Source organism: Thalassotalea litorea (assembly GCF_043642205.1).
Classification (GTDB): domain Bacteria; phylum Pseudomonadota; class Gammaproteobacteria; order Enterobacterales; family Alteromonadaceae; genus Thalassotalea_A; species Thalassotalea_A litorea.
Window position 1 is genome coordinate 1 of sequence record NZ_JBHZSG010000022.1, and the last position, 17221, is coordinate 17221.

Consider the following 17221-nt stretch of genomic DNA (forward strand, 5'->3'; position numbering starts at 1 on the left):
GAGTTAGTGAGAGGCCCATTTACTGCCCTATATTTCATTAATATAGAATGACTATATCAATAAAATCTATGTTGCAAATGAACCTCGGCTCTAACTCTGAGTTGTGCACAAACTTAGTGGGGTTGTTATCATTATTGAAATTGTAGCTTAATATAGTCAATCGCCTGACTGAAAATGCCACCTTCATTAATTTCCTGCAACGTCACCAAAGGATACTCAGCCACGGTTTCCCCGTCTAGTTCCAACGTCACGGTACCAACCACTTCACCTTTGCTCAACGGTGCTTCTAACTGGCGATCAAGGACGAAATTTGCTTCTATATTTTTGCGTTGCCCACGTGGAATGGTGATATTGGCATCGGTGATGATACCGAGGTCGACTTGTTCCTGGTCACCCATCCATACCCGGTTGGTGGCAAACGTTTCACCGGCTTTAAACGCGGTGTATGATTCGAAAAAACGGAATCCATAGTTAAGCAGCTTTTTGCTTTCTATTTTACGTGCCTGTTCGCTTTTTGCGCCCATCACGACAGAAATCAAACGCATATTGCCTTTGGTGGCTGATGTCACCAGGTTATAGCCCGCTTTTGAGTGGTGACCGGTTTTTAAACCATCCACATTCATACTCTTATCCCATAACAATGAGTTACGGTTGTACTGCTTAATATTGTTGTATGTGAAGGATTTCTGTTTATACAACGCATACTCTTCCGGCACATCACGGATCAGTGCAGCGGCCAGCGTTGCCATATCACGAGGCGTGGTATAGTGCTCGTTACCGCTCAAGCCGTGACTGTTCTGAAAGTTACTGCCAAGCATATTTAATTGTTGAGCGTGGGCATTCATCAAATCCGCAAATGCGCTCTCGCTGCCGGCGATATATTCCGCCATAGCAACACAGGCATCATTACCTGAGGCAACGATGATCCCTTGATTAAGCAAATCGACAGGTACTTCAGTGCCGACTTCGATAAACATTTTTGACGAATCCGGGAAGTTTTTTGCCCAGGCATTTTCACTGATAGGAACCTGATCGGTTTTTTTGATATTACCAGCTTCAATTTCCTTACCGATAATATAACTGGTCATCATTTTCGTTAAACTGGCGGGTTCCAACTGTACGTCTGCATTTCCTTCGCTGATGACTTTCCCTGTGTCGTAATCAAGTAAAATGTAACCTTCGGCATTAATTTTTGGTGCATCGGGAATAATAGTGGCAGCAGTGGCTGTCATTGACGACATTGCCAGGACTATGCCACCAATAAATGATGTCAATTTTTGAGCAGACTTAGTCATTGTTTTCCTGTGATTTTTTTATGTGATGCCCACAGACAGCGCGCTGCAGGCTAATTATTAGCGCGAAATTTGCCCTACAGTATATCAGTTTCGAGGCAAAGGTATAGAGGCACAGAGGCTGTTTTGACAACAATTGTGGCTGTAATTTCCCAAAGGTGAAACAATGCCTGACCCGAAATCCAAAACTGACACCGTATGCCGTTATTTAAGCACTGCAGTAGGGTAGGCCTCAGGGTAGCCTTGCTGGTGGAGGTTACTTAATAGGCTATCTACTTCAGAACGCTTACTAATTGGTCCTATCTGAACCCGATAAAGTTCATTTTTTTCGGTTAAATTTACCGGTACCTGTAATAGGAACTTCAATCCTTTGGCGGTATTTTGCGCCAGCGCTTTTTCACGCGTGACTAACACATGGATGTATTGGTTTATCACCGCGGCCGCTGACTTGCTGGTAACCGGTGCCAAAGGCACGGGCTGACGGGCAATTTGTGTCGCCACAGGGCTCTGATTTTTTTGATATTGAGCAATGTTACTGGCGGTAATGGCTTCGACTTTTACCCGGGCGGTTCCTTGCTTGAGCATATCCAGTTTAAAGGCGGCACTGTAAGACAGATCAATAATACGGTTATGGTGGAAAGGTCCACGGTCATTGATTCGAACAATTACGGACTTGTTATTGGCCAGGTTTGTTACCTTTGCGTAGGTAGGCAATGGCAGAGTTTTATGGGCGGCGCTAAAACCGTACATATCATATATCTCACCATTGGAGGTCTTATGGCCATGAAACTTCTTACCGTACCAACTTGCCAAACCTTCTTTTACGTAATTATCAGCACTGGGTAATACCTGATAAGACTTGCCAAAAACTTTATAGTTCTTATTGCCACCGCGACTTTTCGCGACAACCTGAGGAGCAGGTTCAAGTAATTCATTTGCCGCTGGCGTTCGAGTCGGAATCGAATCGTGCTTTTGTTGATAACGGGTGCGCTGATATTCATCACCGCCTGTTGGCTTAGGTGCAGAAGAACAGGCCGTCAATATACTGAACACGGCTAAAATTATGATGGTTTGAGAGTGCTTCATAGTCTTTATCATTGTTATTATTGCCGCTGCTTTACTGGTTATGCAAAATTCTACGACGTTATTTAACTGTAAATTTTATCGTCGAATCTGGCAAGCCTAAATGGGCGTTAGTTTAAGAGATTAGCCGGCGATGGGTACTGATCCCCATTAATACGCCAAATGCCATCATTAAGGTCACCATCGACGTACCGCCATAGCTGATTAACGGCAATGGCACGCCTACCACGGGTAAAATCCCGGATACCATGCCGATGTTGACGAATACATAGACGAAAAAGGTTAATGTGATACTGCCAGCCAATAATTTTGTAAATGCATCCTGAGCCATCACGGCTATCCATAGGCCCCGCATCACAATCAATAGATACAAGGCAAGTAATGCTATAACACCAATCAATCCGAATTCTTCGCTAAATACCGCAAAAATAAAATCCGTATGGCGTTCCGGTAAAAATTCCAGTTGTGATTGTGTTCCCTGCAACCAGCCTTTGCCGGTGAGACCACCGGAACCGATAGCAATCTTAGACTGAATAATATGATAGCCAGCGCCAAGAGGATCCTGCTCGGGATCAAGAAACGTCAAAACCCGTTGCTTTTGATAGTCCCGCATCAGGTAGAACCACAAAATGGGTAAAAATGCCAGGACACCGGCAAGACATATACCGATGAGACGCCAACTGGCACCAGCGAGAAATATCACAAATATACCGGAACAGGCGATCAGTAACGATGTGCCTAAATCCGGTTGTTTGGCGATCAATAACGTCGGGACAATTACCAAGGCAAAGGCTAGTAAAATATGGCGAATTTTTACCGGCAGATTATATTGACTGATGAACCAGGCGACGGTCATCGGTACCACCAGTTTCATGATTTCTGAAGGTTGAAATTTTATCACACCAAGATCGAGCCAACGTTGCGCTCCTTTGCCCACATGACCTACCAGCAACACCGCTACCAGCATCGCTAGGCCAAAGACAAACACAACCACCGCCCAGCGCTGAAATACCACGGGTGGGATTTGCGCGACGATAAACATCGCCACCAGAGCGATACCTAAGCGGGTGACCTGGCGGATCACCAGACCCGAGTCCTGGCCTCCGGCACTGTATATCACAGCCAGGCCCACAGCCATTAATACCAGTAGCAGTGCCAGTAATGGAAAATCGATATGAATTCGCTCAAAAAACGATTTCTTTTTAGGTTCGTCGGTTACCGCATGCATAATAACTGGTGATGATCTCTTCGTATGTCTTATGACGTTATTGTTTAGTTTCGGTGATCAGTTTACGGTTCGAAAAATACTGATCCATGATCTGTCTTGCTACTGGGCCGGCATTGGAACCACCGCCGCCGGTGGCTACGTTTTCGATGGCAACAGCGACCACAATTTCCGGACTCTTATAAGGCGCAAATGCGATAAACATAGCGTTATCTCGCCGGTCTTCGGCAATCTTGCTGGCGTCGTATTTCACATCTTCACCTAAACCGACAATCTCACCCGTACCGGATTTACCCGCCGCATCATAATCGGTATTTAAAAAGGCATTGTAACCAGTACCGATAGGTTTTTGTACGGTATCGCGCATGGATTTAAGAATCGTGTCCCAATGCTCAGGATTGGCAAGCTCAATCGGAGGCTTTTCATTGACCTCAAAGGGGATCAGTAATTGTGCCTGCTCACTATTTCCTTCAAGGTCTTGGTCGTCTTCAAGCAGTATTTCAGCCGCTGCGGTGACATTTGGTGCTGATAATTGGGTGGCAGCCAGCAAGTGGGGTTCTTTTACCAAGCCTTTGTTAACCAAAATCGATGTTGCCTGCGCCAATTGTAATGGTGTTACCGTCCAAAAGCCCTGGCCAATTCCAATATTAACCGTATCGCCGTGATACCAAGGCTGATTATATCGGGCTCGTTTCCAGCCCCTGCTGGGTAAAATCGCCTGGCTTTCTTCATGAATATCTAATCCACTACTTTCACCGAATCCAAATTTGGCCATGGTATCGGAAATCCGATCAATCCCGAGTTTATAGGCCAAATCATAGAAGAAGGTATTACAAGAGCGCATAATCGCTTCGTCGAGCGTTACCCAACCATGGCCCCAACGCAAATGATCGCGATATTTGCGGGTACCATTTTTCAGTTGATAAAAACCGGGATCCCAAATTTTTGAGCCGGTATGGATAAGGTTTGCATCCAGCCCTAATAGCCCCAGAAAAGGTTTGATTGTCGATGCTGGGGGGTAGGTGCCTTTGGTCGCTCGGTTAATTAGCGGGCGATTGCGATTTTGCAGTTTTTTGTAATCTTTACTGGAGATACCGTGAACAAACAAATTACCGTCATAACTGGGGTTAGAATACAGCGCCAGAACACCGCCATCACGCGGATCAATCGCTACCACAGCACCGCGTTTACCATCCAGGGCGCGTTTGGCGATCATCTGTAGTTCGATATCCAGAGTCAGATGTAAATCGTTTCCAGGCACCGGCGGTGTATAATTTAAGGTTCTTAGGATGCGCCCTTGGTTGTTTACTTCGACTTCCTGGTGGCCTATTGTGCCATGCAACTGATCTTCATAGAATTTTTCAAGACCAAGTTTGCCGATATCCCGTGTCGCTTTGTAGTTTTCACCTTTGCCTTCTAACTCGAGATTGGTTAAATCCTTACGGTTAATGCGTGCAACATAGCCCAGGCTATGGGTGGTTAGATCGGCAAATGGATAATATCGTTTAAGACGGGCATCGACGATAACCCCGGGAAATAAATGCTGGTTTACTGACAGTTTTGCCACGTCGACTTCATCAAGGCGGGAGATAAGTTCAACCGGTTTAAATCGACGGTTTGAGCGAATACTTTCTCGAAATTTTTCCAGTTGCTCGTCGCTGATGTCGATCAATTTGGCAAGTTCCGTGAGGGTATATTCCATATCTTCGACTTGCTCGGGGATCAGCGATAATGAAAAAACCGGAACATTTTCCGCTAACAATACCCCGTTTCTGTCGTAAATCAGGCCGCGATTCGGCGCTACAGGCATTAGCTTAATTCGGTTCTCATTAGAACGTGTCTTATATTGTTGGTAGGCATTTATTTCCAGTTGATAGACATTGCTTAACAACACCATCAATAGCGCAATAACCCCGATAAATGTGATCAAGGCACGGCGCGCAAAGAGATTTGCCTCGGCCGTATGATTTCGGATCGTTACGCGCTTTCTAACCACATCTTACTCCCGGTGATATGGATGATTATTGTTTATGCTCCAGGCTCGATAGAGGCTTTCTGCGATCATGATGCGAACCATTGGGTGCGGTAGCGTTAATGGCGATAACGACCACTTTTGCTCTGACGCCTGAATGCACTGAGGTGCAAGTCCTTCGGGGCCACCAACCAGCAGGGCGACATCTCTGCCATCCATTTGCCAACGTTCAAGTTGCTGGGCAAGCTGTGGCGTTGTCCATGGTTTACCCTCGACTTCCAATGTTACAATACGACTGCCTTTGGGCACCGCCGCCATCGTTTGCTCGCCTTCTTTTTCTAAAATTCGAGCAATGTCAGCGTTTTTACCACGCTTGCCTGGGGTGATCTCAATCAAGTCAAAACTGAGATCCCGTGGAAATCGTCTGGCGTATTCGCTAAAACCCTGGGCAATCCAGGCTGGCATTTTATTGCCAACGGCAATCAGGGTAATTCGCATGCTGAGTTACTCGACAGCCCACAGTTTTTCGAGTTGATACAAGTCTCGGATTTCGTCGGTCATTACGTGGACAACAACATCGCTAATATCAATTAGCGCCCATTCCCCAATATCAGTGCCCTCAATCCCCAGAACACTAATTTCTTTCTTTTTGATTTCCAAACCCAGATGATCGGCGATGGATTTCACATGGCGAGTCGAGTTACCGGAGCAGATCACCATATAATCGGTAAAGCTGGCTTTGCCGCGCACATCCAGGGTAACAATATCTCGGGCTTTGATGTCTTCAAGTTGTTCAATCACGAAAGGAAGGAGTTGTTCTGTTTGCAAAAGTCTATTCCTGTAAAAAACGTTGCCTCAATTCTAACGTGAACCGCAACTAAGATACAGGCTATTGGTAAAGTTTTTCTTGGTAGATATAGTCAGCAACAGGGGCAGGTAACAATGAATGAATTGTCTGTTTGCGTTTAAGCCGCTGGCGAATATCAGTAGACGAAATATCTAATTGATTTGTATCAAAAATTAATATCTTGCCAGTATCTTCGAGCGGCGCTTTGCTAGGATTCTCTATGATGCGACTGGCAAAGGGAGCGGTGGTTTGGACATCGAATTCAAACCCAGGTCGACGGGTAACAACAAAGTGACAGTACTGAAATAACTGCTCGTAGCCATACCAGGTGCTCAGGTTGTTCAACGAATCCATACCAATAAAAAAGTAAATCCTTTGTCCGGGGTGCTGGCTTGCCAGCTCTTTTAAGGTCAATAATGAATAGGACTTTTCAACACGGTTGATTTCCCGTTTATCGACACGAAATAGCGGATCGAGTTGGCATACCCGTTCCAACATATTAAGGCGCTGTTCGCTGCTGGCGCTGGCATCGGCTTTATGGACGGGCGCCCGGTTTGGGATCAACAGTATGTGGGTCAGGTGCAATTTTGCAGCCGCTTCCTGAACAGGGCGTAAGTGCCCCCAATGTACAGGGTCAAAGGTTCCGCCAAAAACCCCTAAGGCAGGCATGGTATCCATTAGCTTGCGTTAGCACCTTCGACAATGTCTAACGGGAACTTGTCCATGGTTTCACCATGATAGATTGCCATGCAGACATCGGCGAGTAACAGATATGGATCGAGTTGAGTATCGGTTTTAGTCAGTAAATCGACTTTGGCCAGGCGACCTTTGGCCATTTGTATTTGTTCAAGTGACGACGCGTGCAGGGCTTTTTGATACAAAGGCTTCTTTTTATCCCAGACTTTATAGTGCTTGAAAACGTCGCCAATCTCTTGCCCTTGCTGGAGGCGAACATACATGCCTTCAAGTTGCGAGAGTTCTTTGTGAAGTATCCAAACCAGTTGGCCGGCGGCGAGACCTTCATGCTTCATCTGCGTAAGGATGTGCATGGCTTGCTTTAAATCACCAGATAACAGGGTGTCAGTCAATTGAAACGGTGTGAATTTGGCCTGATCTATCAACAGTAATTCGAGCTCAGACAAGGTGACCGCACCACCTGGGTAGAGTATCGCCAGCTTTTGTAATTCCTGATACAGACTGGGAAGATTGCCGGCATAACAATCGCTGATCATTGACATGCCTTGAGCATCAAGGCGCACGCCAAGTGCTTTGCATTGCTGATTTAACCAAATACTTAGCCCCCGACCTTCTAATTCGTAGACAGGAACATAACAGCCTTTGCTATCCAGCGCTTTGAACCATTTCTTGCGGGGAATTGCAGCATCGAGCTTGTTACCATGCAGGATCAGTAACACATCGGAGTGATCGGTATTGGCGATGTCGAGAATAACCTTACTCGCTTTGTCATCGAGCTTGCCATTGCCAACATCGATTTCAATAATTCGTTGGCTGGCGAACAAAGACAGGGACTGATATTCCTCCATCACCTGCAGCCAGTCAAAGTTTTCTTCGACACTAAAGCGGATCACTTCGCTGAACCCTTGTTGCGTTGCCACTGACTTTATTTGATCCAGAGCATCGTTTTTCTGCCAGGGTTCATCACCAAATACCAGATAAAAGTGAACCAGAGGTTTACTTAATTGTTGGCTAAGTTGGCTGTGATAAATACGCATCTATAAAGTAATGGAAGCCATGTTACGCAAGATCCTATCGGCCGCTTCAATACGCATTTCTTTGCGCAGCAAAGTCAGCTCCCGGCTTTTTGCCAGGGCCTGATCCGGGTTGTCTTGATAATTGCGATAGATTTCGAATGTGAAATCCTGGTTTTCTTTGCCCTGCATCCGAATTTCATAGCGAACCGTATAGGTAAGCTCGTACTCGGCAACCTGGCCATTTTCAAACAAAGACAGGGTTCGGCGATCCAGACTATCGTTAAGAATACGTAATTCCGGGGTATCATTGCGCTGCTGCTTTAACACTTCAACATTATTCACCTGCAGGTTTTGTTTAACCAGACGGGTTAACTCACCGTGAGTATCGGTGGAGCTCAGGTATAAGGTTTGTAACTCCTGTGGCAATAAATAATTGCCACGGAGTTGAAAGCCACAGGCGCTAAGCAGCGTTGTGGCAATCAAGACGAGTGTTAATAGTGAACGATGAGCTTTGTTTTTATTCATTAATTAGCAACGATGTTTAACAGTTTGCCCGGTATATAAATTATTTTACGTACCGTTTTACCGTCAGTGAACTTAACTACATTCTCTTGTGAAAACGCGAGTTTTTCAACATCTTCTTGCGAGGCATCCGCAGCAACGGTAATTTTACAGCGTAATTTACCATTAACCTGCACGATAACCAGCTTTTCATCTTCGACTAAAGCGGCGTTATCAACTTGCGGCCATTGTGCGTCTTCAACGGCATTACCATCGCCAACGCGTTGCCATAAATGATGACCAAGGTGCGGCGTAATTGGCGTTAACATAACGACAATCGATTGCACCGCTTCTTTCATGACGGCGATGTCTTCTGCACTTTCCATTTTCGCTTTCGCTAATGTATTCATCAACTCCATAATCGCTGCAATGGCAGTATTAAAGGTATTACGACGACCAATGTCATCCGTTACCTTAGCAATGGTTTTGTGTAAATCACGGCGCAGGTTTTTATGCACACTGGTGAAGTTTAGTTCGCTACTGGCTGCTTGAGTTGCAGAAGCTTGCTGGTAATCAAAGACCAATTTCCAGACCCGTTTTAAGAAACGATGCGCACCTTCAACCCCGGCATCTGACCATTCCAGCGTTTGCTCCGGTGGTGCGGTAAACATAATAAACAAACGCACTGTATCCGCGCCGTACAAATCGATTACCGACTGCGGATCAATACCATTGTTTTTCGATTTTGACATCTTGCTCATGCCCGCCGACAACACTTCCTGACCATCGGTCTTGCAAAGCGCTTTGGTGACTTGGCCTTTTTCATTGCGTTCGACATCGACATCGCTCGGCGAATACCAGTGTTTCGCACCGTTTTCTTCTTCGCGATAGAAGGTATCTGCCAGAACCATGCCTTGGCATAATAGGCTTTTGAATGGTTCGTCCGAATCAACTAAGCCGACATCACGTAACAATTTGTGGAAAAAGCGAGAGTACAATAAATGTAAAATAGCATGCTCGATACCACCGATATATTGATCAACCGGTAACCAGTAGTTGGCTTTTTCAGGGTCCAGCATCGCGTGTTCATTTTTTGGATCCGCATAGCGGGCGTAATACCAGGAAGACTCCATAAACGTATCGAAGGTATCGGTTTCGCGAAATGCGGTCTGACCCTGGTAGGTGGTTTTTGCCCATTCAGGATCGGCTTTTATTGGTGAGGTTACACCATCCATTACCACGTCTTCCGGAAGTTCCACCGGCAGTTGATCTGCAGGCACAGGTACGGACTCGCCGTTTTCCAGGTTTAACATGGGAATTGGGGTACCCCAATAGCGCTGACGGGAAACACCCCAGTCACGCAGACGATAGTTTACAGTTACCTTGCCTTTGCCGGCAGCGGTTAGTGTATCGGCAATGGCTTTGAAGGCTTGCTCAAAATCTAAACCATCAAAGTCACCAGAATTAATCAATGACCCTTTTTCGGTTATGGCCGCCTCGTCAATGTTGATTTCATCACTGGCAATAACCTGTTTTATCGGCAGGTCGTATTTTTTCGCAAATTCCCAGTCACGTTGATCATGACCCGGTACCGACATAACCGCACCTGAACCGTAATCCATTAATACGAAATTCGCTGCCCAGACGCTAACCAGTTCACCGGTTAATGGGTGAATGGCTTTTAAGCCGGTATCAACCCCGGATTTTTCCATCGTTGCCATATCCGCTTCGGCAACTTTGTTATTTTTACATTCGTTGATAAACGCCTGTAACTGTGCATTGTTTTTTGCCGCTTCCAGGGCTAATGGATGCTGTGCAGCCAGAGCAACATAGGTGACACCCATTAGGGTGTCTGGACGGGTAGTGTAGATATCAAAACTGGCATCGCTGTCGGCGACCTGGAAAGTCATCTCAACACCTTCAGAGCGACCAATCCAGTTACGCTGCATGGTTTTTACCTGCTCCGGCCAGTCTTCAAGCTGATCCAGATCATTCAATAATTCTTCCGCATAATCGGTGATTTTGATAAACCATTGGGGAATTTCTTTACGCTCCACCAAAGCACCGGAGCGCCAGCCGCGACCATCGATTACCTGCTCATTCGCCAGTACGGTCTGATCGACAGGGTCCCAGTTTACGGTTGCGTTTTTCTTATATACCAGGCCTTTTTCGTGAAGTTTCGTGAAGAACCATTGCTCCCAGCGATAATATTCTTTGCGACAGGTGGCAAATTCACGATCCCAATCATAACCAAAACCCAGGGATTTAAGTTGATCACGCATGTAATCGATATTTTCATAGGTCCACTTTGCCGGGGCAGTCTTGTTTTTAATTGCCGCATTTTCCGCAGGCAAACCAAACGCATCCCAACCCATAGGTTGCAATACATTTTTACCCTGCAAACGCTGGTAACGACTGATCACATCACCCAGGGTGTAGTTTCGTACGTGCCCCATATGCAAACGACCGCTTGGGTAAGGGAACATGGACAGACAATAAAACTTTTCCTGACCGGGCTTTTCTTTGGCGCCAAAGGTGTTGTTATCAGTCCAATACTTCTGGGTATCTTGCTCAATAGCTTGGGGATTGTATGTGGATTCCATCAATGATTCTCAAACATCTGTGTGACAGTAATTTTAGACCTTTAAGCCGAACCATCAGGATTATTCTGATGTCGTTTTTTTGCTTCGGTGCAGACTACTTTCAATATTAAAAATTTGCGCCATAGAATACCTCATTAGGCCAAGGTTCAACAAGCATCCATTAGTGTTAACTATACTTTTATAATTACCAGTACCGATTTGATCCAATTTGCACGGCTCAGACCGAGCAAAACAGACAATATGGGAGTAGTCAATGAGCGAAAAACATCCTGAATATCAAAGTTTTTACGAACGTATGTCGAAATGGTTGCACGAGCTTCGTGAAGACGAGGGGAAAACCTTTAAAAACCTGGTTGAAAAAGGCGAGGAGTATTTGCAGGCGGCGGAAGATTTGTCCGTCAATGAATATCAGTTATCCGTACAGGGTTTTAAAAACGATCTTCGGCAGTTTTATCAGGAATACAAGCAGCAGGCAGAGCAATCCCCATATTTGAAAAATCTGCGGGAAGGCGTCTGGATGCAACTGGCTAAAATGACCGATAAATCCCAGGTGGAATGGAGTGAACTGGAAGATGATCTTGAACACAAAGGTATTTATCACAGTGGTGAACTGATTGGCTTTGGCCAGTTACGCTGTATAAATTGTGATCATACCGTGGTTATTGTCCACCCATCGAAAATCATTCCATGCGTAAAATGTAATGCACAGGAGTTTGAGCGTCAGCCCTTGTCCCCGTAACCGGTTTGTATTAAATTCGCCGGAAAATCATTGTGTTCGAGGCCTTGCTGGGTTTACACTGGATTTGAATAAATTATTTTAATTTCTGTCTGTATCAGGTACCCAGCATTTCATGACCATAAATATCGAATCTTTAAAAGTTCCCGCCAATGCACTTTGTGCGCAATTTTCTTCTTCTCTATTTTCTCAAAGTCAGGTCGACCAGCAACAGACCCAGTCATTTATTGGTCATGACCGAGCAAAAGAAGCGCTGGAGTTTGGTTTGTCCATGCCATCTAGCGGTTTTAATGTGTATGCCAAAGGCGAGCATGGGACAGGTCGAAAGACATTGATTCAGCAAATGCTGGAACGTTATGCGTCTGAACACGGACCTGCAGATGAATGGTGCTACGTTAACAATTTTGACGATATACAGGCTCCGAAAAAACTCTACTTAAACCCCGGTGAAGGCAAAGTTCTTCTCGATAAGATGTCTTCGCTGATTGATGACTTACTCAGTCTTTTCCCGGAAATTTTTGATAACCCGGGTTATCAAAGGCAAAAGGCGGCGATTGATCGGGCATTTAACGAAAAATATGACAGTGCCATTGAAGAAGTCGAAACGTTTGCATTAAGCAAAAACGTGTCTGTCTATGAAGAAAAAGGGGAAATTGGTTTTGCTCCTCTTGTCGACGGTAAACCCCTAAATGACAAGGAGTTTGCTAGCCTATCTGAAACCGATCGAACCTCGTTTTATCAATTGCTGGCGGAGCTTGAGACTCTACTCAGCGAAACCTTGCTGGAACTGCCACTATGGAAGCGTGAATCCAGTGTGCAGATGCGAAAGCTCAAATATGATACCGCTGAGCAGTCGATTCGTCCGCTACTTAAAGAACTGGAGCGTGAATTTGCCAGTAATCTGGGCATTTTAAAATACCTCAAAGATGTCCAGGGACATCTAACCGAAGCCGTATTGGATATCCTGGTAGAAGAGGGCAGTGAAGGGCGTGATGATAAAGCCAGCCGCAAATTGATGGTTGAGCGATTTATGCCGAACCTGTTGGTGGCCAGAAAACCGGATCAGGGTGCGCCGGTGGTGTATGAACAAAACCCGACGTTCCAGAATTTATTTGGCAGTATTGATTACACGGCTGTCCAAGGTGCCGTATATACCAACTATCGTCTGTTACGGGCTGGTGCTTTGCATCGGGCCAATGGCGGCTATTTACTCTTAGATGTGGAAAAATTGCTGGCTCAGCCCCTGATTTGGTCACATTTAAAGTTAGCGTTAAAAACCGGTGAACTGTCGATAGAACATCCCTATGCCGAGTTATCGCATGGCAGCAGCATTACCTTGGCACCGGAAAAAATCCCCTTAAAAGTCAAGGTGATTTTATTGGGTAACGCCGAGTTATATTACACCTTACAAGAATATGATCAGGAATTTACCGAACTGTTTCGGGTGCTTGCTGATTTCGATCGTCACGTTGTCAATAACAATGACAATCTGGCCGCTTATGGCACCTTAATACGTCAGCATGCAGAAAAAATGCAATACCCAGACGTCAGCGATGATGCTATCGCTTATCTGGTGCGCTATTCATTGCGCCGGGCGGAACATCAATTAAAGCTGTCAGCCAATATCGTGCAAATCAACGATTTGCTCGACGAAGCGCATTTTCTTTACCAAAAGCAAGGCAAAACCGGCAGCATTGAAGAGTCGGATGTACACCAGGCGCTGCAGGCGAAAGCGCGCCGAACGGGTCAGTTAAGCGAAAACTGGTTACAGGAAATTAAAGAAGAACAAGTGCTGATATCCACCGAAGGTCAGGCCATTGGAAAGATTAATGGCCTGACCGTTTTGGAAATCGGAGATTCGGTGTTTGGCACACCTGCGAGAATATCCGCCACCGTTTATGCAGGCTCTCAGGGCGTAACCGATATTGAACGTGAAGCGGAGCTTGGCAAATCCATTCATTCCAAAGGGGTGTTATTGCTTATCGGTTATCTGGGCCATAAATACGGGCAAAGCTTTCCGCTGTCGATTTCTGCCAATATTGCCATAGAACAGTCTTATGGTCACATCGATGGCGACAGTGCATCGATGGCTGAGCTATGCGCGCTGATTTCGGCGATCACTAAATTGCCAGTACGTCAGGATATTGCGGTTACCGGGTCGATTAACCAACACGGTGAAGTTCAGTCAATTGGTGGCGTAAATGAAAAAATCGAAGGCTTCTATCGCTTGTGCTTTGACAAAGGACTAACGGGTGAGCAAGGCGTGATTATCCCGAAAACCAATACCATTAACCTGATGCTCAATGAGGAGGTTATGACGGCGGTTGAACAGGGCAAGTTTCATATCTATGCTGTAGATAGTATCGATCAGGCGTTAGAAGTTTTGCTTGGCGTTGAGGCCGGAAAACGTCGTCGCAACGGCGGTTATCTGAAAAAGACCGTGCATGGACAAGCGCTGGTAAAACTTGCCAAGTTGTCACAAATGATCAACGGGGATGACGAAGACTAGCCCTGTCGCCTAGCGAGATGAAGATCTTAGCTCAGACCTTAATTCAGACCTTAATTATCGAATGGGTTAAGGTCTGTAACAATTGCAATTCTGGTTAACTAACAACCTATCATCATGATTGACGTCAAACCGAATAGCCTCAGTTTATCGTCAATAAAAAATCGCAACCGTTAATAACAATAGATAAATAAGGAATATATGGATTTATTTCTCGCGAATATGATTGTTATCGTGTTCGTTGCGGTATTCATTAGCATCGTTGAAAAATGCGAAATTATCTCGGCGAAAAACTCCTGGATACAAGCGATTGTTGTTGTCCTTATCGTTCTGATTACGTGGTTAGCGTCAAGCTTCTTATTCGCGCTTTTGATCGGTTGGCTACTTCCCGATTTTTACCCCAAGGTATTCTTTTACAAAGCGATATTTGTTACTTTGTTTTTATTCATGTACTGGCCTTATAAAATGTTTAAGGCGCAAATAAAAATGACACTAACTGAAAAATGATAGCTTTTAGCGGTCGTGAGGCATGCAGATAGTCTATATGTAAAATTCCCCCGACCCAGAATTACTAAAAATTCTCAGCAATATCTGCGAAAAATTGGCACATTGGTGCTTCATGGTTTTTAACTAATTGATATTTAGGTTCTTTCTGGTAGTTTATGGGGAACAAAGTAGACAGGGATTTCTGAGCCGTCTACATAATAAGTTGTTAGCTTGATTTTTAGGGTGAGGTGTACATGAAGTATATTTTTTTAGCTTTCCTTTTTATTAGTACATTCGCGAATGCCCGAAGTGAAGTAATCGCATATAAAAATGGATTTATGTTTTATACAGATGATAATTCAGAGATAAAAAAATATCCTATTGATAAACTTCATAAAGGACTCCTTGACCCCGACGTATATTTTTGGGGAGACACAAGAGATGCTTGGCATGCATATTATCCGGATTTCATAAGGAATATATTACTTCGTAAAAAACAAGAATATATTATTGGAATAAAGATGCTAAATCAGCAGGTCATAGAGTCTGAAGTTACACATCACACTAAGTTTGAATGGTATGAAGAAGTATTAGTGGCAACCATATTATCCGATACCGAATATGTCTTTGAAATATTGGCTGAATTTGAAAAGTGTGAAGCTCTTGATATCTTTACAAATATAAAAACAATACCTTCCTTTTCGGACTTTGCTGGGTACCCAGATGCAGTCTTTGGATTTTTAGTTAAAATAGGGCATTACAAAGTTGAAGATCAAGCTGAGTATTATGAACACTTAGTAGAAAATTTAAAAAAAGAGTATATATGTAATCAAAGCTAACAAGAGGTCGAATGTAAATGTCGAGTTGGAATTTACCCGTATCGACGCCAACGTTAATGCTTTGATTTGTTTTTGTATTCATATAAGCTAACTCTTGCTTGCAAAATGCGGGCTCGAGGCCCAGTAGACTATTCGAGTGTGATGCTTGGAGTCTTTTGTCGCGTTCTTTCTTGTTATCGGTCTCTCAACAGAGGAGCCATCACTCAACCGAACTACGACAAAAGAGGGCTTTAGTTGCAGCTAAAGCCTGGGTCTCACCTTACCCGAAAACGTTTTAAAAGAATTAAAAAAGATGGGTTTATTATCCATACAAGTCGTTTAAAAAGGACAAAAACAGTTGGCTTTTGCTCCTTCGTCGCTTATTTTAGCCAACTATTTTATGTCTCTTTACGAGGCGTTAGGCCAAGATGAAAAGCAGTAGGGTTGTTGCTTTTTCTTCCACCGAAAATTGCTCCTCGATAACTGCTCCCGCGTTATTTTAACTACATACTTCCATGTAGTAGTGCATTTTAGGCATACCTGCGAAACCCTGGCCATAACCTCATAGCTTCCATCAGCGAAGTTTACCTCACTAGGAACAGCGTGTCCCCGGAGCTGATGACATCAGCGTACTCGAAGCGACGTTTTTGGTCGCGTACCCGGAGTATCGCTCGCGATACGTACTGCTCTTACCCACCCAATGCGTTTTGCGCATTATCCCTCCATTACGATATATCGTAATCTCCACCCAAAGAAACGTGTTTCTTTCTCCACCTTAAGGAAATTCCAAATCAAATTTGGAATGACGTAAGATTATTTTGCTTTTTCTTCCATTTACCACCTCCCACCTTCGATCTCCAACGCATACTTCTCGCCCCTAACTTGTTGCTTTTCCGATTTTTTGTCTATTCTTTAAGCAATAACAATTAATCGACCGATTTCCTTATCCGGACATTGGTCAAGATAGTTTGTCGCCTATGCTGTTTTATCGGGTTTGGTTGTCTATCGTTAATGGTGAGACCCGGCGTGACAACAGAAAACGTACTGGCAACAAACATCGATCAAATCTGGCCAATCGCCAGCTACTTCGCAATTCTCGTTGGATTATTGCTAGGGATGCTCGCGCTCGCCATGTTTTTGGGGCCGAAAACTCAGCGGCGCCACACCCACACCCCTTATGAATCAGGCATCATTGCCGTTGATGCCCCTAAAACCCGATTTACCAATCACTTTTTTCTTTACGCGATCTTCTTTGTCATTTTTGATTTGGAAACCATTTTCTTATTTGCCTGGGTTATTGCATTTGATGAGAGCGGGATGGCGGGGTTTATTGAGGCCAGTATTTTTATCACAATTTTACTCGCCGCACTGATTTATATATGGCGAATCGGTGCATTGGAGTTAGTTCGTAAACATCGGCCCGCCAGAATGAGGCAATAA

Annotated in this window: 15 protein-coding genes; 5 read left to right on the top strand and 10 right to left on the bottom strand. The window is 44.7% G+C overall.

What is annotated here, in order from left to right; translation table 11 throughout:
- Window positions 1-131: 131 nt before the first annotated feature.
- From ACHUFQ_RS10725 to leuS, 10 genes are all read right to left on the bottom strand, one after another.
- Window positions 132-1295 carry a serine hydrolase gene (locus ACHUFQ_RS10725; protein WP_394175442.1) on the bottom strand — a complete coding sequence of 388 codons (1164 nt, stop codon included), beginning with the start codon at window positions 1293-1295 and terminating at the stop codon, window positions 132-134.
- Window positions 1296-1496: 201 nt separating this feature from the next.
- Window positions 1497-2378, bottom strand: coding sequence for a septal ring lytic transglycosylase RlpA family protein (locus tag ACHUFQ_RS10730; protein ID WP_394175444.1), 882 nt, complete (start codon window positions 2376-2378; stop codon window positions 1497-1499).
- Window positions 2379-2490: 112 nt separating this feature from the next.
- Window positions 2491-3603, bottom strand: a complete 1113-nt coding sequence (gene rodA, locus ACHUFQ_RS10735; RefSeq protein ID WP_394175446.1) for a rod shape-determining protein RodA — start codon at window positions 3601-3603, stop codon at window positions 2491-2493.
- 37 nt (window positions 3604-3640) lie between these two features.
- A complete protein-coding gene (mrdA, locus tag ACHUFQ_RS10740; protein WP_394175447.1) occupies window positions 3641-5596 on the bottom strand; it encodes a penicillin-binding protein 2 in 1956 nt (651 codons plus the stop codon).
- 3 nt (window positions 5597-5599) lie between these two features.
- A complete protein-coding gene (gene rlmH, locus ACHUFQ_RS10745) occupies window positions 5600-6070 on the bottom strand; it encodes a 23S rRNA (pseudouridine(1915)-N(3))-methyltransferase RlmH (protein ID WP_394175449.1) in 471 nt (156 codons plus the stop codon).
- A 6-nt stretch (window positions 6071-6076) separates the two neighbouring features.
- On the bottom strand, window positions 6077-6400 hold the full coding sequence (gene rsfS / locus ACHUFQ_RS10750; protein WP_394175451.1) for a ribosome silencing factor: 324 nt from the start codon (window positions 6398-6400) through the stop codon (window positions 6077-6079).
- Between the two features lie 61 nt (window positions 6401-6461).
- Complete coding sequence (gene nadD, locus ACHUFQ_RS10755; RefSeq protein ID WP_394175453.1) at window positions 6462-7097, bottom strand: nicotinate-nucleotide adenylyltransferase; 636 nt, start codon at window positions 7095-7097, stop codon at window positions 6462-6464.
- Window positions 7097-8152, bottom strand: a complete 1056-nt coding sequence (gene holA, locus ACHUFQ_RS10760; RefSeq protein WP_394175455.1) for a DNA polymerase III subunit delta — start codon at window positions 8150-8152, stop codon at window positions 7097-7099. Before holA ends, nadD begins: the two co-directional genes overlap by 1 nt.
- Window positions 8153-8656 (bottom strand): LPS-assembly lipoprotein LptE, encoded by a 504-nt coding sequence (locus ACHUFQ_RS10765; protein WP_394175456.1) that lies wholly within the window; start codon window positions 8654-8656, stop codon window positions 8153-8155.
- Window positions 8656-11235 (bottom strand): leucine--tRNA ligase, encoded by a 2580-nt coding sequence (gene leuS, locus ACHUFQ_RS10770; protein WP_394175458.1) that lies wholly within the window; start codon window positions 11233-11235, stop codon window positions 8656-8658. The genes ACHUFQ_RS10765 and leuS overlap by 1 nt, the downstream gene beginning before the upstream one ends.
- Before the next feature lie 253 nt (window positions 11236-11488).
- Here leuS and ACHUFQ_RS10775 point away from each other — a divergent pair, with 253 nt between their 5' ends.
- From ACHUFQ_RS10775 to ndhC, 5 genes are all read left to right on the top strand, one after another.
- Window positions 11489-11974 carry a zinc ribbon-containing protein gene (locus tag ACHUFQ_RS10775; RefSeq protein ID WP_394175460.1) on the top strand — a complete coding sequence of 162 codons (486 nt, stop codon included), beginning with the start codon at window positions 11489-11491 and terminating at the stop codon, window positions 11972-11974.
- Window positions 11975-12086: 112 nt separating this feature from the next.
- Window positions 12087-14480, top strand: coding sequence for a Lon protease family protein (locus ACHUFQ_RS10780; protein WP_394175461.1), 2394 nt, complete (start codon window positions 12087-12089; stop codon window positions 14478-14480).
- Between the two features lie 198 nt (window positions 14481-14678).
- The gene (locus ACHUFQ_RS10785) at window positions 14679-14984 is read left to right on the top strand and encodes a hypothetical protein (RefSeq protein ID WP_394175462.1); all 306 of its coding nucleotides are present in this window, start codon (window positions 14679-14681) and stop codon (window positions 14982-14984) included.
- Between the two features lie 233 nt (window positions 14985-15217).
- Entirely contained in the window at window positions 15218-15802 is a 585-nt protein-coding gene (locus ACHUFQ_RS10790) for a hypothetical protein (protein WP_394175508.1), read from the top strand.
- A 1005-nt stretch (window positions 15803-16807) separates the two neighbouring features.
- Complete coding sequence (gene ndhC / locus ACHUFQ_RS10795) at window positions 16808-17221, top strand: NADH-quinone oxidoreductase subunit A (RefSeq protein ID WP_394175464.1); 414 nt, start codon at window positions 16808-16810, stop codon at window positions 17219-17221.

Coding starts and splice junctions, on each gene's coding strand:
- ACHUFQ_RS10725 (WP_394175442.1), bottom strand. CDS start 1,295: ATGACTAAGTCTGCTCAAAAATTGACATCATTTATTGGTGGCATAGTC.
- ACHUFQ_RS10730 (WP_394175444.1), bottom strand. CDS start 2,378: ATGAAGCACTCTCAAACCATCATAATTTTAGCCGTGTTCAGTATATTG.
- rodA (WP_394175446.1), bottom strand. CDS start 3,603: ATGCATGCGGTAACCGACGAACCTAAAAAGAAATCGTTTTTTGAGCGA.
- rlmH (WP_394175449.1), bottom strand. CDS start 6,070: ATGCGAATTACCCTGATTGCCGTTGGCAATAAAATGCCAGCCTGGATT.
- nadD (WP_394175453.1), bottom strand. CDS start 7,097: ATGGATACCATGCCTGCCTTAGGGGTTTTTGGCGGAACCTTTGACCCT.
- holA (WP_394175455.1), bottom strand. CDS start 8,152: ATGCGTATTTATCACAGCCAACTTAGCCAACAATTAAGTAAACCTCTG.
- ACHUFQ_RS10765 (WP_394175456.1), bottom strand. CDS start 8,656: ATGAATAAAAACAAAGCTCATCGTTCACTATTAACACTCGTCTTGATT.
- leuS (WP_394175458.1), bottom strand. CDS start 11,235: ATGGAATCCACATACAATCCCCAAGCTATTGAGCAAGATACCCAGAAG.
- ACHUFQ_RS10775 (WP_394175460.1), top strand. CDS start 11,489: ATGAGCGAAAAACATCCTGAATATCAAAGTTTTTACGAACGTATGTCG.
- ACHUFQ_RS10780 (WP_394175461.1), top strand. CDS start 12,087: ATGACCATAAATATCGAATCTTTAAAAGTTCCCGCCAATGCACTTTGT.
- ACHUFQ_RS10785 (WP_394175462.1), top strand. CDS start 14,679: ATGGATTTATTTCTCGCGAATATGATTGTTATCGTGTTCGTTGCGGTA.
- ACHUFQ_RS10790 (WP_394175508.1), top strand. CDS start 15,218: ATGAAGTATATTTTTTTAGCTTTCCTTTTTATTAGTACATTCGCGAAT.